Below are 25105 nucleotides of genomic sequence, written 5' to 3'. Positions count from 1 at the left end.
CGTCTTTTTATTGCAGGGGCGGCGGGCTTACTTGCCGACCTGCTTTTCCTTGATTTCTGCCAGGGTCTTGCAGTCGATGCACAGGTCGGCAGTCGGGCGGGCTTCGAGACGGCGAATGCCAATTTCAACGCCGCAGGACTCGCACCAGCCGTACTCTTCGTCGAGGATCAGTTGCAGGGTCTTGTCGATCTTCTTGATCAGTTTGCGCTCGCGGTCACGGGCACGCAGTTCAAGGCTGAACTCTTCTTCCTGACTGGCGCGGTCGGCCGGGTCGGGGAAGTTTGCCGCATCATCCTTCATATGGTCTACCGTGCGGTCGACCTCCTGCATCAAGTCACTTTTCCACTTGTTGAGGATTTTGGTGAAGTGCGCGCGCATAGGCTCGCCCATGTACTCTTCGCCCTTGGTTTCTACATAAGGCTCGAAACCGCTGATTAGATTCTGTTGCTTTTCTTGCGTGGGCATGTAGGGACCGCCTCTCACTCTTCTAATCTGTTGCGCAGGATGTTCCATCACCGACACCCGTCGGCCCTGCAGGTGCAAGCCGGCGAACTTACCAGATCAATTCGCCGTCCGCTACTCCCGGTTGTCGTGCATGGCACCGGGTTGTGAACGAGCCGTTAAAGTCTGGTTGCCGACAATCAAACCTAGAACATTAAAGCGCACCAGAGTTTCTTTTTTATTTTTGTTAATGCACCTTTTTGCGGCACTTTGATCACCCTGCGGCGGCCAGCTCATGGGTAGAATCGTGTCTGCCTGCCCGTTGCACAAGGCAAATCAACGGGCACCTCTGAAAACATCGGCGAGGCAGCCAGCGCAAGCTGCGTGTAACTCCGCAGGCGCCCAGCCAGCAGGCAGTTTTCAGAGGTGCCCGAATGTCCAATTTCAAAGGAACGCCCATGGTCCAGCACTACAGTGCGCGCAGCCGCGCCATCGAACCCTTTCATGTCATGGCCTTGTTGTCGCGCGCCAATGAACTGCAGGCGGCCGGGCACGATGTGATCCACCTGGAAATCGGCGAGCCCGACTTTACCACCGCCCAGCCGATCGTTGCGGCGGGCCAGGCTGCCCTGGCCGAGGGCAAGACCCGCTACACCGCAGCCCGCGGTCTACCGGAGCTGCGCGAGGCGATCGCCGGGTTCTATGCCCGGCGCTACAGCCTGAATATTGATCCGCAGCGTATTCTGATCACTCCGGGTGGCTCGGGTGCGCTGCTGCTGGCCAGCAGCCTGCTGGTCGATCCGGGTAAGCACTGGCTGTTGGCTGATCCGGGCTACCCGTGCAACCGGCATTTTCTGCGCCTGGTTGAAGGCGGCGCGCAACTGGTCCCGGTCGGCCCCGATGAGCGTTATCAGTTGACGCCGGGGCTGGTCGAGCGTTTCTGGAATCAGGACAGTGTGGGGGCATTGCTGGCATCACCGGCTAACCCGACCGGCACCTTGCTGCAGCGCGATGAACTCAAGGCATTGTCTACGACCCTCAAGGCGCATCGCGGCCATATGGTGGTCGACGAGATCTACCACGGCCTGACTTACGGCACCGAGGCCAGCAGTGTCCTGGAAGTGGACGATGATGCCTTCGTGCTTAACAGTTTTTCCAAATACTTTGGCATGACCGGCTGGCGGCTGGGCTGGCTGGTGGCGCCGCCAGCGGCAGTCGGTGAACTGGAAAAGCTGGCGCAAAACCTCTATATCAGCGCGCCGAGTGTGGCGCAGTATGCTGCGCTGGCCTGTTTCGAAACGCCGACTCTGGAGATTCTTGAACAGCGCCGTGCCGAGTTCGGCCGGCGCCGCGATTACTTGCTACCGGCGCTGCGCGAGCTGGGCTTCGGGATTGCCGTGGAACCTGAAGGTGCGTTCTATCTGTATGCCGATATCAGCGCGTTCGGCGGCGATGCCTTCGCGTTTTGTCAGCATTTCCTGGAGACCGAACATGTGGCTTTTACTCCGGGGCTGGATTTCGGTCGCCATAAAGCCGGCCATCACGTGCGCTTTGCCTACACCCAAAGCCTCGAACGCCTGGAGCAGGCGGTCGAGCGCATTGCCCGTGGCCTGCGCAGCTGGAGCGCCTGATGCGCTTTGATCCTGCACTTGAACAAGGCCGCCTGGTGCAGCGCTACAAGCGTTTTCTGGCTGATATCGAAACCGACAGCGGCGAACGCCTGACCATTCACTGCCCCAACACCGGCTCGATGCTTAACTGCATGCAGCCCGGTGGCCGGGTGTGGTTCAGTCGCTCCAATGATCCCAAGCGCAAGCTGCCAGGCACCTGGGAGATCAGTGAAACGCCGCAGGGGCGGCTGGCGTGTATCAATACCGGACGGGCCAATACGCTGGTCGAAGAAGCCCTGCGCGCCGGTGTCATCAGCGAACTCAATGGCTTTACCGCCCTAAAGCGCGAAGTGCCTTATGGCCAGGAAAAAAGCCGGGTGGATTTTCGCCTGCAATACCCACAGGGCGACCTGTACCTGGAGGTCAAGAGCGTCACCCTGGGGTTTGATGATTCGCCGGTAGCGGCATTTCCCGATGCGGTAACCCAGCGTGGTGCCCGGCACTTGCGTGAACTGGCGGCGTTGGCGCGCGAGGGCGTTCGCGCCGCCTTGCTGTACTGCGTGAATCTGGCCGGCATCGAAGCGGTGCGCCCGGCTGCGGAGATCGACCCCGTCTACGCTGCGGCCTTGCGTGAGGCCGTGGCCGCCGGAGTCGAGGTGCTGGCCTACGGTGTGGACATCAGCGCCGAGGAGGTCCGTCTGGTCCGGCGCCTGCAGGTACGGTCGCTCTGAGCGGCTGATCAGTCGGGCAGTATCCAGATGCCCTGGCTGTCTTCCCGGCAGGGTACGGCACTGAGAAACTGGCCTTCGCAGGGGCCGACCACGCATTCACCACTCTCAATCAGAAACAGTGCGCCGTGGCTGGCGCACCGGATCAGGCTGGCGGAGTCATCCAGGCAATGATCTGTTTGCCAATGCAGCGGTATGTTCCGGTGCGGACAGCGATTGCGATACAGGTACACCTGCCCATGCCTGCGCACCGCCAGCAACTGTAGATCGTCCAGGCTCAATGCCTGGCTGCTGCCTTCGGCGAGTTGGCTGGAAAGGCAAAGTAACTTCATTGTGCTTGACCGTTAAATGCAAACAATTATCAAATGTCGTCGATTCGCAACGGCTCCATGAGTCGCTGCGCCCGTATTCAATAAAAGGAATTCTTGCATGTCTCTGCGCGCCTTGCTGGTCGCCCTGTGTGTCAGCGTGCTGACGGTGCCAATGGCCACGGCAGCCGAGCCACCTGCGCGGCTGGTCAGTGCCGGCGGCGCAGTGACCGAATGGATCGTCAAACTGGGCGCTCAGCCCAGCCTGGTGGGGGTCGACACGACCAGTCAGAACCCCGAGTCGCTCAAGCCCTTGCCGCGTATCGGTTACCAGCGTCAGTTGTCCGCCGAAGGGATTCTCAGTCTGCGTCCGGACGCCATGGCGGGCACCGACGAAATGGGGCCGCCGGCGGTGCTTGAGCAGTTGCGCGCAGCCGGGGTGAGAATCGAGGTGTTACCGGCGCAGCCTGAACTCCACATTCTCAAGGACAACCTGCAGCGCCTGGGTCATTTGCTCGGTGTGCCGGAGCGGGCCGCCGAGTTGAGCGAGAACTTTACCAGCCAGCTTGATACCCAACAACGATGGCTGACCGAGGCACGCCGCCGCCAGGCGGTTCCCGGTGTCCTGCTGCTGGTCGGCCACGGCGGTGGCAAACCGATGGTGGCCGGTACCGGTACGGTGGGCGACTGGCTGATCAGGCAGGCCGGTGGCCGCAATCTTGCGAGCCACCACGGCTACAAAGTGGTTTCCAGCGAAGCCATGGCTGGACTTGCCGCCCAGGTGCTGATCGTCGCTGACCGCACCCTGACCGGAGAGGCGGCCCGCCAGGCGCTGCTCAAAGAGAATCCGTTGTTGACAGCCATGCCGGCGGTGCATGACAAGCGAGTGATCGATCTGGATCCGACGTTGCTGGTGGGCGGGCTGGGGCCGCGCCTGCCCGAGGCGCTGTTGGGCGTGTCCAAAGTCTTTTATCCGCAGCCATGAAGCGCGCGTTATCGGCGCGGCTGCTGTTTACGCTGCTGATTGGCCTGTGTCTGCTGGCGACCCTGTTATCGCTGGCCATGGGGCCGGTCAGGCTGCCGATCAACGACACCCTGGCGGCCATTGTGCGGCTGGCGGGCTGGCCGTTGGCGGGGGAGGCCGGCCAGGCTGAGCTGATCATCGGCCAGATCCGCTTGCCACGCACCTTGCTGGGGCTGGCGGTGGGCGCGGTATTGGCGATGTCCGGGGTGGCCATGCAAGGCCTGTTTCGCAACCCCTTGGCCGACCCGGTGCTGGTTGGCGTGTCCAGTGGCGCTGCGCTTGGTGCAGCACTGGCCATCGTCGGCGGTATCTGGTGGGCCAGCCTGCCCACGGTGCTGCAGCCTTATCTGGTGTCGCTCAGCGCGGTCGCCGGTGGTTTGCTGGTGACCGGGATCGTTTATCGCCTGGGCCGCCGCGACGGCCAGACCAGCGTCGCGACCATGTTACTGGCCGGCATCGCGTTGACTGCCTTGGCGACCTCGGTGATCGGTTTGCTCACCTATCTGGCCGACGATGCGACCCTGCGCACTTTGACCTTCTGGAACCTGGGTAGCCTCAATGGCGCCAGTTATGTGAGGTTGTGGCCGTTGTTGCCGGTCTGCCTGCTGATCATTCTCTGGCTGCCGCGCCGCGCCAAGGCACTCAATGCGTTGCTGTTGGGCGAGTCAGAGGCGCGCCACCTGGGGGTTGATGTTCAGGTGCTCAAGCGTGAGCTGGTGTTCTGCACGGCGCTGGGGGTCGGCGCAGCGGTGGCGGCTGCCGGGCTAATCGGCTTTATTGGCCTGATCGTCCCGCACCTGGTGCGTCTGCTCTGCGGTCCGGATCACCGGGTCTTGTTACCCGCCTCGGCATTGGCCGGTGCCAGCCTGCTGCTGTTCGCTGACTTGTTCGCACGCCAGGTCTTGGCCCCGGCTGAGCTGCCAATCGGGATTGTCACCGCGCTGCTGGGCGGGCCGTTTTTTCTTTATCTGCTGGTACGGGGAGCGCGTTGATGTTGCGGGCCGAGAATCTGCACATTGTGCGTGGCGAGCGCAGCGTGCTCAGCGGGGTCGATTTGCAGTTGCAAGCCGGTCAGGTGCTCGGCGTGCTGGGGCCTAACGGCGCAGGCAAGAGCAGCCTGCTTGCTGCGCTGAGCGGTGACCTCAAGCCGGCTCAGGGCCGGGTGTGGCTGGCCGACAAACCGCTGCAGCAATGGGCTGCGCAGGAGCGCGCCCGGCGTCTGGCCGTGCTGCCGCAAAGCTCGACGCTGAGCTTTGCCTTTCGGGTCGATGAAGTGGTGGGCATGGGCCGGCTACCCCATGCCACCGGCGCCGAACAAGATGCGCGGATCGTACAGGTGGCCTTGCAGGCCGCCGATGCCCTGCATCTGGCCGAACGTGGCTATATGGCGCTGTCGGGTGGCGAGCGCCAGCGGGTGCATCTGGCACGGGTGCTTGCACAGCTCTGGCCGGGTGACGGTGATTGTGTGTTGCTGCTCGACGAGCCCACCTCAATGCTTGACCCGCTGCATCAGCACACCGTCCTGCAAGCGGTGCGACGCTTCGCCGAGCGCTCGGTGGCGGTGTTGATCGTGCTCCACGACCTGAATCTGGCAGCGCGTTACTGCGATCGCTTGCTGCTGATCAATGAGGGCAGCGTGCATCTTGCGGGGACGGCGTCTGAAGTCTTGCAGCCGGCAGCGCTCAAGCAGGTGTTTGGTCTGGACGTCCTGGTGCAGGCGCATCCGGAGTTGGGGCATCCACTGGTGATTGCCCGCTGATGCTGAGTCAGACATTTCCTGCATTCATGTAGCTCTCTTCCCTGAATCTGGTATGCCAGATTCTTACCTTGGCGCCTCGGTTATTGTCCTGCCCATCCTTTTCCTGATGGGAGATGCACGCAATGAGCGACGATGCCGAGCAACTGGCGCTCCGGGCCCTGGAGATGCTGGAACTGCTGGCCCTCAACCACGACGATAGCGAAGAGCGGATCATTAACCTCTGCAAGCGTGCCCTGACGCCGGTCGGCGCGGTGGCGGCGGTCTGTGTGGCGCCACGTTTTGTTTGCCTGGCCCGGACTGCTCTGGACCGTTTGCGAGCGCGGCAAGTGCGGGTGGTGGCACAGGTCAATTTCCCATGGGCCAACGACAGCGTCGACATGGTGGTCCGGGAAGCACGTGCGGCGCTGGTTTCTGGTGCTGATGAAATCGACGTGGTGTATCCGTTTCGCACCCTGCTTGCCGGTAACGCCCCGCTGGTAACGGAGTTGCTTGCTGCGTGCAAGGCCGAGTGCGGCAGCCGCGCCAGTTTTACTGTGACCTTGGAAGCCGGCGAGTTGCGCGACCCGCAGTTGATTCGCAGCGCCTGCCGTGACGCCATAGCCGCCGGCGCGGATTTTATCAAGAGCTGCACCGACCGCCTGGTGGCACCGGTCAGCCCACAAATCGTGCGGATCATGCTGGAGTCGATAGCGGAAACGGGAGGGCTGGTGGGCTGCAAGATCGTTGGCGGGGTCCGTACCCTCAATGACGCCAGACCGCTCATGAGTCTGGCCAGCAGCCGCTTCAGCAGCGCCTGGTGTTCGCCGCAGCGGGTCCGGATCGGCGGCTCTGTGCTGCTCGATGACTTGTTGGTGAGTTTGGGTGTACTGGAGGCGGGCAGGTATTGAGCAGACAAAAAAAGACCCGGCAAAGTGCCGGGTCAAAAACCGTGATTAGCCTGATGAGGAGATAATCTGAGAGTCCGAACCAAGGTCTTTCAGGTTACCGACCAGTCTCGCGACCAGTTGTGATAATCATAACGATTCTCATTTCGAAGTCAACAGTTGTTTTATTAATTTTTTGCAATGGCGCTGCGCGACGAATCCAGCCGTCAACTCAGTCTTGTCGAGCCGTCGGGACAAACAAGCGGGAAACGGGGGGAGGCAAACGTGCATCGACCCGCCTGCGTTGCGCAGGCGGGTTACAACCAGAACCGCTCAGCGGGTGCGGTAGCGCAGGCGGGTACCGAAATTCACCGACATAAGAATCTCATCGGCGGTCAGTTCCGGTGGGAAGTAGGCTCCGGAAATCTGCGCGTGAGCAATGCTGGCGCCTTCCATCGGGATGTTGCGCAAATCCAGGCCGCGTAAGTCGGCAGAGCGGAAGTAGGCATCGGTAAAGTCGATACCGGTAGTGTCCAGATCACGCAGGTCCAGGCCACGGAAATCACCACCACGCAGGTCGATCACGCCGTCCCTGGGTTTTTCCCTGTTGAAGCCGTCCACATCATCCTTGCGCAGTAACAGATACAGCGGTGAGTCGATCTGTTTGGGCTGGCTCATAGCATTAACTCGGGTTCGTTGGATTTATGGCGCCATTATATCGCCACTATCTGGGGGCCGTGAAGCAGCATCTGCTCAACGGCTCTTCAGCTATTTACAGGCCTGGCAGGCGCTGGCGCAGTTCATCGGCGAGATTGTCCAGGTCGCTGCCGACATGGGTCTGGATGCGCTGGCTGAGCAGGACTTCTTCGGCGCTCAGCGGCTCGCGGGCAGCCTGTTGGGCCTGTACCACTTCCAGAGTCGCTTCGGAGGGGTCGCCGCCTTCGGTCTGGCGCTGCTGCAACCACTGCTCGATAACGGCCTGGGGCGCTTCACAGTCGAGGATCAGGAACGGCACGCCGTTTTCCTCTGCGACATGTGCAGCAGTCTGACGCTGCGCCTGCTTGAGGAAGGTGGCGTCCAGAACCACCGAAAAACCGGCGTGCAGAACCTGGCTGGCCAGTTCGTTCAGGCGGCTGTAGGTGGCTGCACTGGCATCGCTGCCGTAGCGCTCGCCGCTCTCGCTGCTGAACAGGCGCTGGCGCTCAACGTCCGAACGCAGGCGAATGGCCCCCAGCGATTGGGTCAGGCGCAGCGCCACCTGGCTTTTGCCGACTGCCGAGACACCGTGGGTGATGGCCAGAAAGCGCGAAGTGATGGCGCTGTAGCTTTCTGCGAGGTTGGCATAGTTGCGGTATTGAGCGAGCACGGCGGCGCGGCGTTCGGCGTCCGCATCCGGCCCCAGGCCAAACAGCGCGACCTTGGCGCGAACCAAAGCGCGGTAGGCCTTGTAGAAGTTCAGCAGCTCCAGCCCCTGGTAGTCGCCGGTCAGTTCCAGGTATTCGCTGATCAGGCGGTTGGCCAGTGGTTTGAGGCCGCGGTCTTCCAGGTCCATGGCCAGGAAGCCGATGTCGGCGTAGACGTCGGTCTTGCGGAACGGCTCGTTGAATTCGATGCAGTCGAACAGCACGACCTTACCGTCGATCAGCGCGGCGTTGCCCAGGTGGATATCCCCATGGCACTCGCGGATAAAACCTTCGGCCTTGCGTTGAACCAACAGGGGCCTGAGCCGCTCAAAGCTCGACTCGGCCCAGGCCTGCAGTGCTTCAAGCTGCTGCAAGTCGGCTTTTTCGCTGATCATTGGCCGGATCTGTTCGAAATTCTGGGTCACCGGGGCCATGACGCTGTCTGGCGAGCCAAGCTCGGTTTCGTCGCCGACCTTCGGCGCTGACAGGTGGAAGCGGGCGATCTGGCTGGCCAGTTCGCTGATGTGTGCCTGAGTCAGTTCGCCGTTGGCCTGCATGACGTTGAGCAGGCCGCTTTGCGGGAACTGGCGCATCTTGAGGGCGTATTCGATGGCCGGGCCTTCGCCGCCCAGTTGCGGCGCTTCGGCTGAGCCGGTCAGTGGCAGCACTTCAAGGTACAGGCCTTCGGTGAGGCGTTGGTTCAGACGCAGCTCTTCATGGCAAAAGTGCTTGCGTGACTCCAGGCTGGTGAAGTCCAGGAAGCCAAAGTTCATCGGTTTCTTGATTTTGTAAACGTAAGGGCCTGTGAGCAGCACCCATGAGATGTGCGTTTCGATGACCTGGAAGTTTTCCACCGGATGGGGAAACAGGGCAGGGTTCTGCAGGGCTGCAATGAGTGACTGGCTCACAGGTGATCCTTCAAAATGTTTGGAATTTTAATGCCTCAAGCCGGCCATTATGGCTGCTTGGCCCAGCACTGCAAACCGCTGGCCGAGGCGTCTGTCGAACCTTTTTAAAGTGCGTATAATCCGCGCCCATGACTCGATCCCGTTCTTCCCGTACCTCCAAGAAACGCCCACCCACCAGCAGGCTGCGTACCTGGCTTGGCTGGGGGCTGAAACTCAGCATTGTCGGCCTGGTTATCCTGGCCGGTTTCGCGGTGTATCTCGATGCCGTGGTCCAGGAGAAATTTTCTGGCAAACGCTGGATGATTCCGGCCAAGGTTTATGCCCGGCCGCTGGAGCTATTCGTCGGCCAGAAGCTTAGCCGCGACGATTTTCTCATTGAGCTCGACGCGCTGGGCTACCGTCGTGAAAGCGTGGCCAATGGTCCCGGGGCCGCAGCGGTCAATGGCAATACCGTGGATCTGAACACTCGCGGTTTTCAATTCTATGAAGGTGCCGACCCTGCGCAGCAGATTCGCGTGCGTTTCTCCGGTGACTTTGTCGCCGACCTGAGCGCTGCCAATGGTGCCAAGCTGGCGGTGGCGCGTATGGAGCCGCTGTTGATCGGCGGCCTGTATCCGAAAAATCTCGAAGACCGGATCCTGATCAAGCTTGATCAGGCGCCGCCCTACCTGCTCGACGCGTTGGTAGCGGTCGAAGACCGCGACTTCTATAGCCACTTTGGCGTATCGCCCAAATCCATTGCCCGGGCGATCTGGGTCAACACCTCGGCCGGGCAGATGCGCCAGGGCGGCAGTACCCTGACCCAGCAGTTGGTAAAAAACTTCTACCTCACCAACGAGCGCAGCCTGTCACGCAAACTCAATGAAGCGATGATGTCGGTGCTGCTTGAGGTGCACTACAGCAAGCAGGAAATTCTCGAGGCTTATCTCAACGAGGTGTTCGTCGGCCAAGACGGCCCGCGCGCCGTGCATGGCTTTGGTCTGGCCAGTCAGTATTTCTTCAGCCAGCCGCTCTCGGAACTCAAACTGCATCAGGTGGCGTTGCTGGTGGGTCTGGTCAAGGGGCCGTCGTATTACAACCCGCGGCGCAACCCTGAGCGTGCTCTGGAGCGACGTAACCTGGTGCTCGACCTGCTGGAGCAACAGGGGGTCGCCACACCGGAAGCGGTGGCGGCTGCGAAGAAAATGCCACTGGGTGTAACCCGCACTGGCAGCCTGGCGGACAGTTCGTTCCCGGCTTTCCTTGACCTGGTCAAGCGTCAATTGCGCGAAGACTATCGCGACGAGGACTTGACCGAAGAAGGTCTGCGGATCTTCACCAGTTTCGATCCGATCCTGCAAATGAAGTCTCAAGCCGCGATGGATGAGACCTTCAAACGTCTGGCCGGGCGCAAGGGCGCCGATGAGGTCGAGTCGGCGATGGTGGTGACCAACCCGGAAACCGGTGAGGTTCAGGCTTTGCTTGGCAGCCGTCAGGCCGGTTATGCCGGGTTCAACCGGGCCATTGATGCGGTGCGGCCGATCGGCTCGCTGGTCAAGCCGGCGATCTACCTGACGGCGCTGGAGCAGCCGAGTAAATACACCCTGACCAGTTGGGTGGCCGATGAGCCATTCCAGGTCAAAGGCGCCGATGGCCAGGTCTGGAAGCCGCAGAACTACGACCGCAAATCCCACGGCAACATCTTCCTGTATCAGGGGCTGGCGCATTCCTACAACCTGTCCACGGCCAAACTGGGTCTGGAGCTGGGTGTGCCGAACGTGTTCAAGACCCTTAACAAGCTGGGCGTGACGCGTGAATGGCCGGCCTATCCGTCAATGCTCCTGGGCGCTGGCGGCCTGACGCCGATGGAAGTGGCAACCATGTACCAGACCATCGCCAGTGGCGGCTTCAACACGCCGATGCGCGGCATTCGCAGTGTATTGACCGCCGAGGGCGAGCCGCTCAAGCGTTACCCGTTCCAGATCCAGCAGCGCTTCGATCCGGGCGCGATCTATCTGGTGCAGAACGCCATGCAGCGGGTCATGCGGGAAGGTACTGGCAAGTCGGTCTACAACGTGTTGCCGGGGTCGTTGAATCTGGCTGGCAAGACCGGCACCAGTAATGATTCGCGCGACAGCTGGTTTGCCGGCTTCAGCCAGGACACCCTGGCCGTGGTGTGGATGGGCCGTGACGACAATGGCAAGACCCCGTTCACCGGTGCGACCGGTGCGTTGCAGGTCTGGACCAGTTTCATGCGCAAGGCCGAGCCTTTGCCGCTGGACATGGCAATGCCGGACAACGTGGTGCAGGCCTGGGTGGATGCCGCGACAGGGCAGGGTTCCGACGCCAGTTGCCCGAACGCGGTGCAGATGCCGTATATTCGCGGCAGCGAACCGGTGCCAGGCGCAGCCTGTGGCAGCGGTCCGGCCCCGGCCGAGGCCGTCATGGACTGGGTCAAGGGCTGGCTGAACTAAGCAAAGAGGGTTTGACGTGAATAAATGGTGGCTCCCGGCCGTAACTGCCCTGACAGTACTCAGCGGCTGTGCCAGTGTTCAGCAAGGCTCGATTCCGGTGGTGGATTCGGGCTCCAAGGTATCCAACAGCGAGCGCGTAACGGCGTCGCGCAACAATACCGGCTACCGCACCAATACCGCCCAGGCGGCCCGGCCTCAGGCCCAGGCGATTCCCGAAGACTCGGGCGTGACGGTGATGATCCCGGCCGGTGGCAGCGGCATCCAGACCTACTCGGCGCCCGTCGGTCAGGCACCGATCAGCGTCAATTCGGCGCCGATCGATACCTCGGGGGCTTACCAGGCACCGATCAGTTCAGCACCGGCCAGCACCGGCAGCTATGATTTGCCATCGGTGCCGACCGGTATTCCATCGAACAATGCCGGCGGGCTGTCGGCCGATGAGCAACTGGACGGTCCGGTACTGGCGCTGTTGACCACTGCCCAGCAACAACAGAGCGGCGGCGACCTCAATGGCGCTTCGTCCAGCCTGGAGCGTGCCCAGCGGGTTGCCCCGCGCGAGCCGCAAGTGCTGTACAAGCTGGCCCAGGTGCGTCTGGCTCAAGGTGATGCCGCCCAGGCCGAGCAACTGTCGCGCCGCGCCCTGACCTATTCCAACGGTCGCCCCAGCCTGCAGGCCAGCCTCTGGGAGCTGATTGCCCAGTCGCGTGAAAAGCAGGGTGATGCTGCCGGGGCTGCTCAGGCTCGTCAGAAAGCCCGGGTCAACCTCTGATGGACAAGCGTGTGTCAGAGCTGGCAGATCAGTTGCTGTCGATCGAGCAGGCGTTGCGCGAGCAGGGCTGGTGGGATGCCTCACCGCCCGATGCCCAGGCGCTGGCCAGCCAGCAGCCCTTTGCGGTCGATACCCTGGCATTCGAGCAGTGGCTGCAATGGATCTTCCTGCCGCGCATGAAAGTCATCATCGAGCAGAACCTGGCATTGCCCAATGCCTCGGGTATCCGTGAAATGGCCGAGATGGTATTTGTCGACCGCGCCGAGCAGGCCCGCGCTCTGCTCGAAGCGCTGAGCCGCTTTGATCGCTTGATCGCTCAGGCCGGCTGAGTCAGTTGCAGTACTCGGCAATCATCTTCTCGGTCTCACCAATACGCGCCTGACGTTCCTCCTCAGTCAGGCGTTTGGAGCCGTCTTCGGTCGGTTCGCGTATACGGGCATAAGCCTTGAGTTTGGCCAGGTTGGTGCGAATGATTTCGCAGTTGGCGGTGCGCTTGGCTTCGGCTGCCTGCGCCTGCTTTCTGACCCTGGCGTCAATCGCGCGCTGCGGGTCTACAGGTGTGGCAGGTGTTGCCACGGAACCTGACATGGCCGGCTTCTGGATGTCCACCGACTCGACCTGCTGCCCGGCCGGCGGCGTGGCGTCGTAGTGCGTTACGCCTTGTGCATCGACCCATTTATAGATCTGAGCGGCCTGAGCGGTTGCCGTCATGGCCATGGCCAGGACCGCTGCAAGAGTCATCCAGCGCATCATGCATCCTTGAAGTGTCAGTTGTGGCGAAAGCTATCATATTGCCCCTCTGTCCGTCCGAATACGGCTGATTTACCCGGCAATCGTCAAGAAAGCTTACGGATCACTTGACTTGCAGGGGGCGAATCACAACAATCCAAAGTTCGCTGTAGGGGGACTGCCAGAAGCAGACCGTCTCGGTAGATCATGAGGCGCACATCCGCGTCGACCTGTAACACCCGCAACGCGTTACCTCGCGCTGGGTGGGACCGTTCCGCAACACTCAGGGACATCCCAATACTTGCTCAGTCAGTGCTGACGTAGTCGGCGACCACCGTCGCTCATGCTCTGCTTGGCAGTAAACCTATTAAGACCCGTCCACGTATGGACGGTATTCTGGCGTTTTAGAGGTGAACAACGTGGAGCTTTTATCTGGCGCTGAAATGGTCGTCCGCTTCCTGCGTGACGAAGGCGTTAAGCACATCTATGGCTACCCGGGCGGCGCTTTGCTGCACGTCTATGATGCGCTGTTCAAGGAACCTGAAGTCAGCCATATCCTGGTCCGCCACGAGCAGGCCGCGACCCATATGGCTGATGGTTATGCCCGTGCGACCGGCAAGGCCGGCGTGGTGCTGGTAACGTCCGGCCCTGGCGCGACTAACGCCATTACCGGTATTGCCACTGCCTATATGGACTCGATTCCGATGGTGGTGATCTCCGGTCAGGTGCCGAGCACCCTGGTGGGCACCGATGCCTTCCAGGAAACCGACATGATCGGTATCTCGCGCCCGATCGTGAAGCACAGCTTCATGATCAAGCACCCGTCGGAAATCCCGGATGTCCTGAAAAAGGCCTTTTACCTGGCGCAGTCCGGCCGTCCAGGCCCGGTCGTGGTCGATCTGCCAAAAGACATGACCAACCCGGCCGAGAAGTTCGAATACGTTTACCCGAAAAAGGTCAAGCTGCGCTCCTACAGCCCGGCCGTTCGTGGTCACTCCGGGCAGATCCGCAAGGCGGTCGAAATGCTGCTGGCCGCCAAGCGCCCGGTCATCTACTCCGGTGGTGGCGTGGTGATGGGCAACGGCGCTTCGCCACTGACCGAACTGGCCCGTCTGCTCGACGCTCCGGTCACCAATACCCTGATGGGTCTGGGCGGCTATCCTGGCACTGACCGTCAGTTCGTCGGCATGCTCGGCATGCATGGCAGCTACACCGCCAACATGGTCATGCACAATACCGACGTGATCCTGGCCGTTGGCGCCCGTTTTGACGACCGCGTCATCAACGGTGCCGCCAAGTTCTGCCCGAACGCCAAGATCATCCACATCGATATCGACCCGGCTTCGATCTCCAAGACCATCAAGGCCGACGTGCCGATCGTGGGGCCTGTCGAGAGCGTGCTGACCGATATGGTCGCGACCTTCAAGGAAATCGGCCAGACCCCTGACCAGCAAGCGGTTGGCAGTTGGTGGAAGCAGATTGACGAATGGCGCGCGGGTGGCGACCTGTTCCCGTATGACCGTGGCGATGGCAGCATCATCAAGCCGCAAAAGGTCATCGAGACCCTGCACGAAGTGACCAAAGGCGATGCCTACGTCACCTCCGACGTGGGTCAGCACCAGATGTTTGCTGCTCAGTACTACCGCTTCGACAAGCCCAATCGCTGGATCAACTCCGGTGGCCTGGGCACCATGGGCTTCGGTTTCCCGGCAGCCATGGGCATCAAGCTGAACTTCCCGGACGCCGACGTCGCCTGTGTGACCGGCGAGGGCAGTATCCAGATGAACATCCAGGAACTGTCCACCTGCCTGCAGTACGACCTGCCGGTGAAGATCATCCTGCTCAACAACGGCGTGCTTGGCATGGTCCGTCAGTGGCAGGACATGAGCTATGGCGGACGTCACTCGCACTCGTACGTCGAGTCGCTGCCTGATTTCGTCAAGCTGGTCGAATCCTATGGCCATGTCGGCATCCGCATCACCGACCTGAAAGACCTGAAGCCGAAACTGGAAGAAGCCTTCGCCATGAAGGATCGCCTGGTCTTCGTCGACATCCAGGTCGATGTGAGCGAGCACGTCTATCCGATGCAGATCAAGGACGGCTCGATGCGCGATATGTGGTTGAGCAAGACGGAGCGGACATAATCATGCGGCACATCATTTCCCTACTGCTGGAAAACGAACCGGGTGCACTGTCGCGCGTCGTGGGTCTGTTCTCCCAGCGTAACTACAACATCGAAAGCCTGACCGTGGCACCGACTGAAGACCCGACCCTGTCGCGTCTGACGCTGACCACTGTGGGGCACGATGAGGTGATCGAGCAGATCACCAAGAATCTCAACAAACTGGTTGAAGTGGTCAAGCTGGTCGACCTCTCCGAGAGCGCGCATATCGAGCGTGAACTCATGCTGGTCAAGGTCAAGGCCACTGGCGCGCAGCGTGCCGAGATCAAGCGCACCACGGATATCTTCCGCGGGCAGATCGTCGACGTCACGGCCAGCGTTTATACCGTGCAGTTGAGCGGCACCAGCGACAAGCTGGACAGCTTCATTCAGGCCATCGGCACCGCCGCTATCCTGGAAACAGTTCGCAGTGGCGTGACGGGCATTGCCCGTGGCGACAAAGTGCTGAGCATCTAAATCAATTTGCAATATGGCCTGAACGGCCGAGATAACAGGGGATTTCCATGAAAGTTTTCTACGACAAAGACTGTGACCTTTCGATCATCCAGGGCAAGAAAGTCGCGATCATCGGCTACGGCTCCCAGGGCCACGCTCAAGCGTGCAACCTGAAAGACTCCGGCGTTGACGTCACTATCGGCCTGCGTAAAGGTTCGGCTACTGTCGCCAAGGCTGAAGCTCATGGCCTGAAAGTGACTGACGTCGCTTCTGCCGTTGCTGCTGCCGACCTGGTCATGATCCTGACTCCGGACGAATTCCAGGGCCAGCTGTACAAGCAGGAAATCGAGCCAAACCTGAAGCAGGGCGCTACCCTGGCGTTCTCCCACGGTTTCGCCATCCACTACAACCAGGTCGTGCCACGCGCTGACCTGGACGTGATCATGATCGCGCCAAAAGCGCCAGGTCACACCGTACGTACCGAGTTCGTCAAAGGCGGCGGTATTCCTGACCTGATCGCTATCTACCAGGACGCTTCGGGCAACGCCAAAAACGTTGCACTGTCTTACGCTTCGGGCGTAGGCGGCGGCCGTACCGGTATCATCGAAACCACCTTCAAGGACGAGACTGAAACCGACCTGTTCGGCGAGCAGGCTGTTCTGTGTGGCGGTACCGTTGAGCTGGTCAAAGCCGGTTTCGAAACCCTGGTTGAAGCTGGCTACGCGCCAGAAATGGCCTACTTCGAATGCCTGCACGAACTGAAACTGATCGTTGACCTCATGTACGAAGGCGGTATCGCCAACATGAACTACTCGATCTCCAACAACGCCGAGTACGGCGAGTACGTGACCGGTCCAGAAGTCATCAACGAAGAATCCCGCAAGGCCATGCGCAATGCTCTCAAGCGCATCCAGGACGGCGAGTACGCGAAGATGTTCATCAGCGAAGGCGCTACCAACTATCCATCGATGACCGCCAAGCGTCGTAACAACGCCGCTCACGGTATCGAAGTCATTGGCGAGCAGCTGCGCTCGATGATGCCTTGGATCGCGGCGAACAAAATCGTCGACAAAGCCAAGAACTAAGTTCTCGGTGATGTGAAAAAACGCGGCCACTTGGCCGCGTTTTTTCATTTTGGCGTGTAGGAAATGGCTACTGTTCAGCCTCGATACATGTGTTTGGGCTTCAAGCGCCGCCAGTTCTGGTATAAAGCTGCATCGTTTGCGTCCGAACCCTCGGGGCAGACACCTGTCATATTTTCAAACCGCTGCAAGGTAATCTTCATGAGCGAACGTCCTGAAGAATCCCGCAAGGGTTCTGACGCCGAAAGCCTGCTACCCATTGATGAGCATGTAGAAGAGGTGCGTGATGCCGAAGGGCGTCAGGTTCGGCACCGTGGTATCTATCTGCTGCCCAATCTGTTCACCACCGCCAATCTGTTTGCCGGCTTCTATTCGATTATCAGTTCGATGAGTGCCATGAGCGCCGGCGATTCTGCCAGTGCCAGCAAGTATTTCGCGTTTGCAGCCATCGCGATCTTCGTCGCCATGGTGCTCGACGGCCTGGATGGTCGAGTGGCCCGCATGACCAATACCCAAAGTGCCTTTGGCGCTGAATACGACTCGCTGTCCGACATGGTGGCGTTTGGGGTTGCGCCTGCCCTGCTGGCATTCGGCTGGGCGCTGGGTGATATGGGCAAGGTCGGCTGGATGGTCGCCTTCATCTATGTAGCAGGCGCCGCGCTGCGCCTGGCGCGCTTCAATACCCAGGTTGGCAAAGCCGACAAGCGTTACTTCATCGGTCTGGCCAGTCCGGCAGCAGCAGGTGTGGTCGCCGGTACGGTGTGGGCGTTCAGTGACTACGGCATTCAGGGCTCGAAGCTGTCGTTTCTGGTCGCGCTGCTGGTGGCTGCGGCGGGCATGCTGATGGTCAGCAATATCAAGTACAACAGCTTCAAAGAACTGGATCTCAAGGGGCGGGTGCCTTTTGTTGCAATTCTTGTGGTGGTGTTGGTGTTTGCCGTGGTGTTCAGTGACCCGCCGCGTATCCTGCTGTTGATTTTCCTGGGTTATGCGCTGTCAGGCCCCGCTCAATATCTGTTACGTCTACAGCGGCGCAAGTGATCTGATCTTCTGCATACTCCGTAGTCTATAGGTGGTGTCTGCCACTCAAGCTATGGAGTCATCATGCTTATCAAGCTTCCTTCTGCATCCGACTCTCGCGAGTCGGATGTCACGCCCGAATCCATCTATCTCTCCCGCCGTACTCTGCTGGGCAGTTCCATGGCGGGGTTGGCCATGGCCGGCTTGCCGCACTGGGCCAATGCCGGTGAGCCCTCTCGCTATGCTGATGTCGAGCCGGGCAGGGCGCCTGGCTGGTTCAACGACAAGCTCGGTTCGTTGCAGTGGCAGGCCGTGACCGTCAAAGACGAAGCTGTCACGCCTTACAAGGATGCCACTCACTACAACAACTTCTATGAGTTCGGCCCTGACAAAGGTGATCCGGCGCAGAATGCCGGGTCTCTCAAGGTCGAGCCCTGGAGCGTGGTCATTGACGGAGAGGTGGCTAAGCCGGGCCGCTATGCGCTTGAGGATTTCATCAAGCCCTTCCAGCTACAGGAGCGGATCTACCGGATGCGCTGCGTCGAAGCCTGGTCGATGGTCATTCCCTGGATAGGTTTTCCGCTGGCTGAACTGCTCAAACAGGTTGAGCCGACTTCGAAGGCGCGCTACATCCGTTTCGAGACCCTCAAGGATCCGCAGTCAATGCCCGGCCAGCGTTCGGGGTTTGCTCTGATTGACTGGCCTTATGTAGAAGGGTTGCGACTTGATGAGGCGATGCATCCGCTGACCATTCTGGCGGTGGGGATGTATGGGCGTGAGCTGCCCAACCAGAATGGTGCGCCGTTGCGTTTGGTAGTGCCCTGGAAGTATGGCTTTAAAGGGGTAAAGTCGATTGTGCGGATAAGCCTGGTCAATGATCAGCCACGCACCACCTGGCAAAGCCTGGCGCCCAGTGAGTATGGCTTCTACGCCAATGTGAACCCGACGGTCGATCATCCGCGCTGGACCCAGGCACGAGAAAGGCGGTTGCCCAGCGGCTTGTTCAGCCCCAATGTGCGGCAGACCGAGATGTTCAATGGTTATGGGGAAGAGGTGGCGTCCCTGTATTCCGGTATGGATCTGCGCAAGGATTACTGATGCGTTACGGCGTATGGCGGTTGATGGTCTTTATGCTGGTGCTGGTGTGGCCGGTCTGGTGGTTGTATGAGGCATGGATCTTTGCGCTGGGGCCGGACCCGGGCAAGGTGCTGGTAGACAGGTTGGGGCTTGGCACGCTGATTCTTTTGTTGATCACGTTATGCATGACGCCGCTGGCCCGCCTTACGGGGTGGGGTGGGTGGATGGCTGTGCGCCGGCAACTGGGGTTATGGTGCTTTGCATACGCGGTTCTGCACGTGACCTTGTATGCCTTGTTTATTCTTGGCCTGGACTGGGGGCAATTGGGTGTCGAGCTGGTGAAGCGGCCCTACATTATTGTTGGCAGTCTTGCCTGGCTGGGGTTGCTGGCTCTGGCAGTGACTTCCAATCGGTATAGTCAGCGCCGGCTTGGGCGGCGCTGGAAGTCGCTGCATAAGCTTGTCTATGCCGTCTTGCTGCTTGGCTTGTTGCATATGCTCTGGATTGTGCGGTCGGACCTGCAGGAGTGGCTCATATATGCAGCTGTCGGCGCAGTGCTGCTTATAATACGAATCCCGGCATTGGCCCGGAAAATCCCGCGATTATTACCGGTCAGGCGCTAATTTCGAGATATTTGAAATTAACGGTTGACGGGGTTTCAGATGTCCTTATAATGCGCACCACTTCCAACGCGGAATGAACGAGAAACTCCTTGGTAATCAACGAGTTAGCAGTTCAGAAAGGGTTGGAGGCGGTGCGAGCCTCCTGGCTCCGGCGGTGAAAAAAAGGCAGTTGACAGCAACTTAGGATGCTGTAAGATTTGCCTCCCGCTGACGAGTTAGTCGAAAGATGCTCGGCACGCTGTTCGGTTCTAGTGTTTCGAAGTTTTGAATGAGTTTGAAACTTCTGAAAATAAACGCTTGACAGAACAAGAGGTTAGCGTAGAATGCGCGCCTCGGTTGAAGCGAAAGGCTCAACCAACCGCTCTTTAACAATTGAATCAAGCAATTCGTGTGGGTGCTTGCGCTGTCAGACTGAGAGTCAACAGATTATCAGCAACGTAAGTGACCATGCGAGAAATCACATAGTCATTTGAGATTGCTGAGCCAAGTTTAGGGTTTTCTCAAAACCCAAGCAGTATTGAACTGAAGAGTTTGATCATGGCTCAGATTGAACGCTGGCGGCAGGCCTAACACATGCAAGTCGAGCGGTAGAGAGAAGCTTGCTTCTCTTGAGAGCGGCGGACGGGTGAGTAATGCCTAGGAATCTGCCTGATAGTGGGGGATAACGTCCGGAAACGGACGCTAATACCGCATACGTCCTACGGGAGAAAGTGGGGGCTCCTCGGACCTCACGCTATCAGATGAGCCTAGGTCGGATTAGCTAGTTGGTGGGGTAAAGGCTCACCAAGGCGACGATCCGTAACTGGTCTGAGAGGATGATCAGTCACACTGGAACTGAGACACGGTCCAGACTCCTACGGGAGGCAGCAGTGGGGAATATTGGACAATGGGCGAAAGCCTGATCCAGCCATGCCGCGTGTGTGAAGAAGGTCTTCGGATTGTAAAGCACTTTAAGTTGGGAGGAAGGGTCGTTACCTAATACGTGGCGATTTTGACGTTACCGACAGAATAAGCACCGGCTAACTCTGTGCCAGCAGCCGCGGTAATACAGAGGGTGCAAGCGTTAATCGGAATTACTGGGCGTAAAGCGCGCGTAGGTGGTTTGTTAAGTTGGATGTGAAATCCCCGGGCTCAACCTGGGAACTGCATCCAAAACTGGCAAGCTAGAGTAGGGCAGAGGGTGGTGGAATTTCCTGTGTAGCGGTGAAATGCGTAGATATAGGAAGGAACACCAGTGGCGAAGGCGACCGCCTGGGCTCATACTGACACTGAGGTGCGAAAGCGTGGGGAGCAAACAGGATTAGATACCCTGGTAGTCCACGCCGTAAACGATGTCAACTAGCCGTTGGAATCCTTGAGATTTTAGTGGCGCAGCTAACGCATTAAGTTGACCGCCTGGGGAGTACGGCCGCAAGGTTAAAACTCAAATGAATTGACGGGGGCCCGCACAAGCGGTGGAGCATGTGGTTTAATTCGAAGCAACGCGAAGAACCTTACCAGGCCTTGACATCCAATGAACTTTCCAGAGATGGATTGGTGCCTTCGGGAACATTGAGACAGGTGCTGCATGGCTGTCGTCAGCTCGTGTCGTGAGATGTTGGGTTAAGTCCCGTAACGAGCGCAACCCTTGTCCTTAGTTACCAGCACGTTATGGTGGGCACTCTAAGGAGACTGCCGGTGACAAACCGGAGGAAGGTGGGGATGACGTCAAGTCATCATGGCCCTTACGGCCTGGGCTACACACGTGCTACAATGGTCGGTACAGAGGGTTGCCAAGCCGCGAGGTGGAGCTAATCTCACAAAACCGATCGTAGTCCGGATCGCAGTCTGCAACTCGACTGCGTGAAGTCGGAATCGCTAGTAATCGCGAATCAGAATGTCGCGGTGAATACGTTCCCGGGCCTTGTACACACCGCCCGTCACACCATGGGAGTGGGTTGCACCAGAAGTAGCTAGTCTAACCTTCGGGAGGACGGTTACCACGGTGTGATTCATGACTGGGGTGAAGTCGTAACAAGGTAGCCGTAGGGGAACCTGCGGCTGGATCACCTCCTTAATCGACGACCCAGCTGCGTCGTAAGTTCCCACACGAATTGCTTGATTCATTGAAGAAGACGATAGCAGCCTGTTATATAGGTCTGTAGCTCAGTTGGTTAGAGCGCACCCCTGATAAGGGTGAGGTCGGCAGTTCAAATCTGCCCAGACCTACCAGTTTGACCGTAGTTTGACTGGGGGCCATAGCTCAGCTGGGAGAGCGCCTGCCTTGCACGCAGGAGGTCAGCGGTTCGATCCCGCTTGGCTCCACCATTTACCCGGCTGTTATTGTTGCTGCTAAAGCTTAGAAATGAGCATTCCATGGTTGCCATGGTGAATGCTGATTTCTGACCTTTGTCAGATCGTTCTTTAAAAATTCGGATATGTGAAACATTTTAGACTGTGCACCACTTTCACTGGTGGCGTGCAGGCTAAGGCAAAGAAAGTTTGTTGAATCAAGCTTTCGGCGAATGTCGTCTTCACAGTATAACCAGATAGCTTGGGGTTATATGGTCAAGTGAAGAAGCGCATACGGTGGATGCCTTGGCAGTCAGAGGCGATGAAAGACGTGGTAGCCTGCGATAAGCTTCGGGGAGTCGGCAAACAGACTTTGATCCGGAGATCTCTGAATGGGGGAACCCACTCAGCACAAGCTGAGTATCTTGCACTGAATACATAGGTGCAAGAGGCGAACCAGGGGAACTGAAACATCTAAGTACCCTGAGGAATAGAAATCAACCGAGATTCCCTTAGTAGTGGCGAGCGAACGGGGACCAGCCCTTAAGTGGCTTGGAGATTAGCGGAACGCTCTGGAAAGTGCGGCCATAGTGGGTGATAGCCCTGTACGCGAAAATCTCCTTGTCATGAAATCGAGTAGGACGGGGCACGAGAAACCTTGTCTGAATATGGGGGGACCATCCTCCAAGGCTAAATACTACTGACTGACCGATAGTGAACCAGTACCGTGAGGGAAAGGCGAAAAGAACCGCGGAGAGCGGAGTGAAATAGAACCTGAAACCGTATGCGTACAAGCAGTGGGAGCCTACTTGTTAGGTGACTGCGTACCTTTTGTATAATGGGTCAGCGACTTATATTCAGTGGCAAGCTTAACCGTATAGGGGAGGCGTAGCGAAAGCGAGTCTTAATAGGGCGTTTAGTCGCTGGGTATAGACCCGAAACCGGGCGATCTATCCATGGGCAGGTTGAAGGTTAGGTAACACTGACTGGAGGACCGAACCGACTACCGTTGAAAAGTTAGCGGATGACCTGTGGATCGGAGTGAAAGGCTAATCAAGCTCGGAGATAGCTGGTTCTCCTCGAAAGCTATTTAGGTAGCGCCTCATGTATCACTGTAGGGGGTAGAGCACTGTTTCGGCTAGGGGGTCATCCCGACTTACCAAACCGATGCAAACTCCGAATACCTACAAGTGCCGAGCATGGGAGACACACGGCGGGTGCTAACGTCCGTCGTGAAAAGGGAAACAACCCAGACCGTCAGCTAAGGTCCCAAAGTCATGGTTAAGTGGGAAACGATGTGGGAAGGCTTAGACAGCTAGGAGGTTGGCTTAGAAGCAGCCACCCTTTAAAGAAAGCGTAATAGCTCACTAGTCGAGTCGGCCTGCGCGGAAGATGTAACGGGGCTCAAACCATGCACCGAAGCTACGGGTATCACCTTTTGGTGATGCGGTAGAGGAGCGTTCTGTAAGCCTGTGAAGGTGAGTTGAGAAGCTTGCTGGAGGTATCAGAAGTGCGAATGCTGACATGAGTAACGACAATGGGAGTGAAAAACTCCCACGCCGAAAGACCAAGGTTTCCTGCGCAACGTTAATCGACGCAGGGTTAGTCGGTCCCTAAGGCGAGGCTGAAAAGCGTAGTCGATGGAAAACAGGTTAATATTCCTGTACTTCCGGTTATTGCGATGGAGGGACGGAGAAGGCTAGGCCAGCCTGGCGTTGGTTGTCCAGGTTTAAGGTGGTAGGCTGGGATCTTAGGCAAATCCGGGATCCCAAGGCCGAGAGCTGATGACGAGTGTTCTTTTAGAACATGAAGTGGTTGATGCCATGCTTCCAGGAAAAGCTCCTAAGCTTCAGATAATCGGGAACCGTACCCCAAACCGACACAGGTGGTTAGGTAGAGAATACCAAGGCGCTTGAGAGAACTCGGGTGAAGGAACTAGGCAAAATGGCACCGTAACTTCGGGAGAAGGTGCGCCGGTGAGGGTGAAGGACTTGCTCCGTAAGCCCATGCCGGTCGAAGATACCAGGCCGCTGCGACTGTTTATTAAAAACACAGCACTCTGCAAACACGAAAGTGGACGTATAGGGTGTGACGCCTGCCCGGTGCCGGAAGGTTAATTGATGGGGTTAGCGCAAGCGAAGCTCTTGATCGAAGCCCCGGTAAACGGCGGCCGTAACTATAACGGTCCTAAGGTAGCGAAATTCCTTGTCGGGTAAGTTCCGACCTGCACGAATGGCGTAACGATGGCGGCGCTGTCTCCACCCGAGACTCAGTGAAATTGAAATCGCTGTGAAGATGCAGTGTATCCGCGGCTAGACGGAAAGACCCCGTGAACCTTTACTATAGCTTTGCACTGGACTTTGAATTTGCTTGTGTAGGATAGGTGGGAGGCTATGAAGCGTGGACGCCAGTCTGCGTGGAGCCATCCTTGAAATACCACCCTGGCAACTTTGAGGTTCTAACTCAGGTCCGTTATCCGGATCGAGGACAGTGTATGGTGGGTAGTTTGACTGGGGCGGTCTCCTCCCAAAGAGTAACGGAGGAGTACGAAGGTGCGCTCAGACCGGTCGGAAATCGGTCGTAGAGTATAAAGGCAAAAGCGCGCTTGACTGCGAGACCCACACGTCGAGCAGGTACGAAAGTAGGTCTTAGTGATCCGGTGGTTCTGTATGGAAGGGCCATCGCTCAACGGATAAAAGGTACTCCGGGGATAACAGGCTGATACCGCCCAAGAGTTCATATCGACGGCGGTGTTTGGCACCTCGATGTCGGCTCATCACATCCTGGGGCTGAAGCCGGTCCCAAGGGTATGGCTGTTCGCCATTTAAAGTGGTACGCGAGCTGGGTTTAGAACGTCGTGAGACAGTTCGGTCCCTATCTGCCGTGGACGTTTGAGATTTGAGAGGGGCTGCTCCTAGTACGAGAGGACCGGAGTGGACGAACCTCTGGTGTTCCGGTTGTCACGCCAGTGGCATTGCCGGGTAGCTATGTTCGGAAAAGATAACCGCTGAAAGCATCTAAGCGGGAAACTTGCCTCAAGATGAGATCTCACTGGGATCTTGAATCCCCTAAAGGGCCGTCGAAGACTACGACGTTGATAGGTGGGGTGTGTAAGCGCTGTGAGGCGTTGAGCTAACCCATACTAATTGCCCGTGAGGCTTGACCATATAACACCCAAGCCATCTGCACAGCAGTGGCGGTGTGTGAAGACGATACAGCCGAAAGCTGATCAACAAACGCCGAAAAATGTTCACATAACCGAATTTGCCAGCGTGTGAAAACGCACTGGCTACCGAATTTCTTGACGACCATAGAGTGTTGGAACCACCTGATCCCATCCCGAACTCAGTAGTGAAACGATACATCGCCGATGGTAGTGTGGGGCTTCCCCATGTGAGAGTAGGTCATCGTCAAGATTCA

General features: G+C 58.5%; 21 protein-coding genes, 2 tRNA genes and 3 rRNA genes. 20 read left to right on the top strand and 6 right to left on the bottom strand.

What is annotated here, in order from left to right; translation table 11 throughout:
* Nucleotides 1-27: 27 nt before the first annotated feature.
* Both dksA and NJC40_RS02390 read right to left on the bottom strand, forming a co-directional pair.
* A complete protein-coding gene (gene dksA / locus NJC40_RS02395) occupies nucleotides 28-465 on the bottom strand; it encodes an RNA polymerase-binding protein DksA (RefSeq protein ID WP_045483546.1) in 438 nt (145 codons plus the stop codon).
* A 111-nt stretch (nucleotides 466-576) separates the two neighbouring features.
* A complete protein-coding gene (locus NJC40_RS02390; RefSeq protein ID WP_158497582.1) occupies nucleotides 577-738 on the bottom strand; it encodes a hypothetical protein in 162 nt (53 codons plus the stop codon).
* A 161-nt stretch (nucleotides 739-899) separates the two neighbouring features.
* Here NJC40_RS02390 and NJC40_RS02385 point away from each other — a divergent pair, with 161 nt between their 5' ends.
* Entirely contained in the window at nucleotides 900-2072 is a 1173-nt protein-coding gene (locus tag NJC40_RS02385) for a pyridoxal phosphate-dependent aminotransferase (protein WP_045483544.1), read from the top strand.
* Nucleotides 2072-2782: a DNA/RNA nuclease SfsA gene (gene sfsA / locus NJC40_RS02380; RefSeq protein ID WP_253142341.1), complete on the top strand. Its 711-nt coding sequence runs from the start codon at nucleotides 2072-2074 to the stop codon at nucleotides 2780-2782. The genes NJC40_RS02385 and sfsA overlap by 1 nt, the downstream gene beginning before the upstream one ends.
* 8 nt (nucleotides 2783-2790) lie before the next feature.
* Here sfsA and NJC40_RS02375 read toward each other — a convergent pair whose 3' ends face one another.
* Nucleotides 2791-3111 carry a Rieske (2Fe-2S) protein gene (locus NJC40_RS02375; RefSeq protein WP_253116266.1) on the bottom strand — a complete coding sequence of 107 codons (321 nt, stop codon included), beginning with the start codon at nucleotides 3109-3111 and terminating at the stop codon, nucleotides 2791-2793.
* Nucleotides 3112-3208: 97 nt separating this feature from the next.
* On the opposite strand from NJC40_RS02375, the gene NJC40_RS02370 reads away from it, so the two are divergent.
* The 4 genes from NJC40_RS02370 to deoC all read left to right on the top strand — a co-directional run bounded on the left by NJC40_RS02370 (nucleotide 3209) and on the right by deoC (nucleotide 6757).
* On the top strand, nucleotides 3209-4072 hold the full coding sequence (locus NJC40_RS02370) for a heme/hemin ABC transporter substrate-binding protein (RefSeq protein ID WP_253142340.1): 864 nt from the start codon (nucleotides 3209-3211) through the stop codon (nucleotides 4070-4072).
* Between the two features lie 50 nt (nucleotides 4073-4122).
* On the top strand, nucleotides 4123-5103 hold the full coding sequence (locus NJC40_RS02365) for a FecCD family ABC transporter permease (protein WP_253142371.1): 981 nt from the start codon (nucleotides 4123-4125) through the stop codon (nucleotides 5101-5103).
* Nucleotides 5103-5870 (top strand): heme ABC transporter ATP-binding protein, encoded by a 768-nt coding sequence (locus NJC40_RS02360; protein WP_253142339.1) that lies wholly within the window; start codon nucleotides 5103-5105, stop codon nucleotides 5868-5870. Before NJC40_RS02365 ends, NJC40_RS02360 begins: the two co-directional genes overlap by 1 nt.
* Before the next feature lie 113 nt (nucleotides 5871-5983).
* The gene (gene deoC / locus NJC40_RS02355; protein ID WP_253142338.1) at nucleotides 5984-6757 is read left to right on the top strand and encodes a deoxyribose-phosphate aldolase; all 774 of its coding nucleotides are present in this window, start codon (nucleotides 5984-5986) and stop codon (nucleotides 6755-6757) included.
* Between the two features lie 309 nt (nucleotides 6758-7066).
* Here deoC and NJC40_RS02350 read toward each other — a convergent pair whose 3' ends face one another.
* Both NJC40_RS02350 and NJC40_RS02345 read right to left on the bottom strand, forming a co-directional pair.
* Nucleotides 7067-7411: a pentapeptide repeat-containing protein gene (locus NJC40_RS02350; protein ID WP_045483522.1), complete on the bottom strand. Its 345-nt coding sequence runs from the start codon at nucleotides 7409-7411 to the stop codon at nucleotides 7067-7069.
* Between the two features lie 94 nt (nucleotides 7412-7505).
* A complete protein-coding gene (locus NJC40_RS02345) occupies nucleotides 7506-9044 on the bottom strand; it encodes a bifunctional aminoglycoside phosphotransferase/ATP-binding protein (RefSeq protein ID WP_045483519.1) in 1539 nt (512 codons plus the stop codon).
* 128 nt (nucleotides 9045-9172) lie between these two features.
* Here NJC40_RS02345 and mrcB point away from each other — a divergent pair, with 128 nt between their 5' ends.
* From mrcB to NJC40_RS02330, 3 genes are read left to right on the top strand one after another with little or no spacing between them, the layout of a single operon-like run.
* Entirely contained in the window at nucleotides 9173-11497 is a 2325-nt protein-coding gene (gene mrcB, locus NJC40_RS02340) for a penicillin-binding protein 1B (protein WP_045483516.1), read from the top strand.
* Between the two features lie 16 nt (nucleotides 11498-11513).
* On the top strand, nucleotides 11514-12266 hold the full coding sequence (locus tag NJC40_RS02335) for a tetratricopeptide repeat protein (protein WP_045483513.1): 753 nt from the start codon (nucleotides 11514-11516) through the stop codon (nucleotides 12264-12266).
* Entirely contained in the window at nucleotides 12266-12595 is a 330-nt protein-coding gene (locus tag NJC40_RS02330) for a YqcC family protein (RefSeq protein WP_045483510.1), read from the top strand. The genes NJC40_RS02335 and NJC40_RS02330 overlap by 1 nt, the downstream gene beginning before the upstream one ends.
* Before the next feature lies 1 nt (nucleotide 12596).
* Here NJC40_RS02330 and NJC40_RS02325 read toward each other — a convergent pair whose 3' ends face one another.
* The gene (locus NJC40_RS02325) at nucleotides 12597-13016 is read right to left on the bottom strand and encodes a DUF4124 domain-containing protein (protein ID WP_045483507.1); all 420 of its coding nucleotides are present in this window, start codon (nucleotides 13014-13016) and stop codon (nucleotides 12597-12599) included.
* 398 nt (nucleotides 13017-13414) lie between these two features.
* Here NJC40_RS02325 and NJC40_RS02320 point away from each other — a divergent pair, with 398 nt between their 5' ends.
* From NJC40_RS02320 to rrf, 11 genes are all read left to right on the top strand, one after another.
* A complete protein-coding gene (locus NJC40_RS02320; RefSeq protein ID WP_045493847.1) occupies nucleotides 13415-15139 on the top strand; it encodes an acetolactate synthase 3 large subunit in 1725 nt (574 codons plus the stop codon).
* A 2-nt stretch (nucleotides 15140-15141) separates the two neighbouring features.
* Nucleotides 15142-15633, top strand: coding sequence for an acetolactate synthase small subunit (gene ilvN / locus NJC40_RS02315; protein WP_025258538.1), 492 nt, complete (start codon nucleotides 15142-15144; stop codon nucleotides 15631-15633).
* A gap of 47 nt (nucleotides 15634-15680) precedes the next feature.
* Nucleotides 15681-16697 carry a ketol-acid reductoisomerase gene (gene ilvC / locus NJC40_RS02310; RefSeq protein ID WP_045483502.1) on the top strand — a complete coding sequence of 339 codons (1017 nt, stop codon included), beginning with the start codon at nucleotides 15681-15683 and terminating at the stop codon, nucleotides 16695-16697.
* 198 nt (nucleotides 16698-16895) lie between these two features.
* Nucleotides 16896-17735: a CDP-diacylglycerol--serine O-phosphatidyltransferase gene (gene pssA / locus NJC40_RS02305; protein WP_045483498.1), complete on the top strand. Its 840-nt coding sequence runs from the start codon at nucleotides 16896-16898 to the stop codon at nucleotides 17733-17735.
* 63 nt (nucleotides 17736-17798) lie between these two features.
* The gene (gene msrP, locus NJC40_RS02300) at nucleotides 17799-18812 is read left to right on the top strand and encodes a protein-methionine-sulfoxide reductase catalytic subunit MsrP (RefSeq protein ID WP_253116279.1); all 1014 of its coding nucleotides are present in this window, start codon (nucleotides 17799-17801) and stop codon (nucleotides 18810-18812) included.
* Nucleotides 18812-19414 carry a protein-methionine-sulfoxide reductase heme-binding subunit MsrQ gene (gene msrQ, locus NJC40_RS02295; protein WP_045483492.1) on the top strand — a complete coding sequence of 201 codons (603 nt, stop codon included), beginning with the start codon at nucleotides 18812-18814 and terminating at the stop codon, nucleotides 19412-19414. The genes msrP and msrQ overlap by 1 nt, the downstream gene beginning before the upstream one ends.
* A 519-nt stretch (nucleotides 19415-19933) precedes the next feature.
* Nucleotides 19934-21470, top strand: a 16S ribosomal RNA gene (locus NJC40_RS02290).
* A gap of 78 nt (nucleotides 21471-21548) precedes the next feature.
* A tRNA-Ile gene (locus tag NJC40_RS02285) sits at nucleotides 21549-21625 on the top strand.
* A 20-nt stretch (nucleotides 21626-21645) separates the two neighbouring features.
* Nucleotides 21646-21721 (top strand) — tRNA-Ala (locus tag NJC40_RS02280).
* A gap of 238 nt (nucleotides 21722-21959) precedes the next feature.
* Nucleotides 21960-24852 (top strand): 23S ribosomal RNA (locus NJC40_RS02275).
* A gap of 133 nt (nucleotides 24853-24985) precedes the next feature.
* Nucleotides 24986-25101 (top strand): 5S ribosomal RNA (gene rrf / locus NJC40_RS02270).
* Together the 16S, 23S and 5S rRNA genes with 2 tRNA genes alongside form the textbook arrangement of a ribosomal RNA operon.
* Nucleotides 25102-25105 lie beyond the last annotated feature (4 nt).

Origin of the sequence: Pseudomonas sp. 21LCFQ02, assembly GCF_024129895.2 — a bacterium.
In the GTDB taxonomy this organism is placed as follows: domain Bacteria; phylum Pseudomonadota; class Gammaproteobacteria; order Pseudomonadales; family Pseudomonadaceae; genus Aquipseudomonas.
Note: the sequence above shows the minus strand (reverse complement) of the source record. Positions and strands in the feature narration are given on the sequence as shown.

Coding starts and splice junctions, on each gene's coding strand:
- dksA (WP_045483546.1), bottom strand. CDS start 465: ATGCCCACGCAAGAAAAGCAACAGAATCTAATCAGCGGTTTCGAGCCT.
- NJC40_RS02390 (WP_158497582.1), bottom strand. CDS start 738: ATGAGCTGGCCGCCGCAGGGTGATCAAAGTGCCGCAAAAAGGTGCATT.
- NJC40_RS02385 (WP_045483544.1), top strand. CDS start 900: ATGGTCCAGCACTACAGTGCGCGCAGCCGCGCCATCGAACCCTTTCAT.
- sfsA (WP_253142341.1), top strand. CDS start 2,072: ATGCGCTTTGATCCTGCACTTGAACAAGGCCGCCTGGTGCAGCGCTAC.
- NJC40_RS02375 (WP_253116266.1), bottom strand. CDS start 3,111: ATGAAGTTACTTTGCCTTTCCAGCCAACTCGCCGAAGGCAGCAGCCAG.
- NJC40_RS02370 (WP_253142340.1), top strand. CDS start 3,209: ATGTCTCTGCGCGCCTTGCTGGTCGCCCTGTGTGTCAGCGTGCTGACG.
- NJC40_RS02360 (WP_253142339.1), top strand. CDS start 5,103: ATGTTGCGGGCCGAGAATCTGCACATTGTGCGTGGCGAGCGCAGCGTG.
- deoC (WP_253142338.1), top strand. CDS start 5,984: ATGCACGCAATGAGCGACGATGCCGAGCAACTGGCGCTCCGGGCCCTG.
- NJC40_RS02350 (WP_045483522.1), bottom strand. CDS start 7,411: ATGAGCCAGCCCAAACAGATCGACTCACCGCTGTATCTGTTACTGCGC.
- mrcB (WP_045483516.1), top strand. CDS start 9,173: ATGACTCGATCCCGTTCTTCCCGTACCTCCAAGAAACGCCCACCCACC.
- NJC40_RS02330 (WP_045483510.1), top strand. CDS start 12,266: ATGGACAAGCGTGTGTCAGAGCTGGCAGATCAGTTGCTGTCGATCGAG.
- NJC40_RS02325 (WP_045483507.1), bottom strand. CDS start 13,016: ATGCGCTGGATGACTCTTGCAGCGGTCCTGGCCATGGCCATGACGGCA.
- ilvN (WP_025258538.1), top strand. CDS start 15,142: ATGCGGCACATCATTTCCCTACTGCTGGAAAACGAACCGGGTGCACTG.
- ilvC (WP_045483502.1), top strand. CDS start 15,681: ATGAAAGTTTTCTACGACAAAGACTGTGACCTTTCGATCATCCAGGGC.
- pssA (WP_045483498.1), top strand. CDS start 16,896: ATGAGCGAACGTCCTGAAGAATCCCGCAAGGGTTCTGACGCCGAAAGC.
- msrP (WP_253116279.1), top strand. CDS start 17,799: ATGCTTATCAAGCTTCCTTCTGCATCCGACTCTCGCGAGTCGGATGTC.
- msrQ (WP_045483492.1), top strand. CDS start 18,812: ATGCGTTACGGCGTATGGCGGTTGATGGTCTTTATGCTGGTGCTGGTG.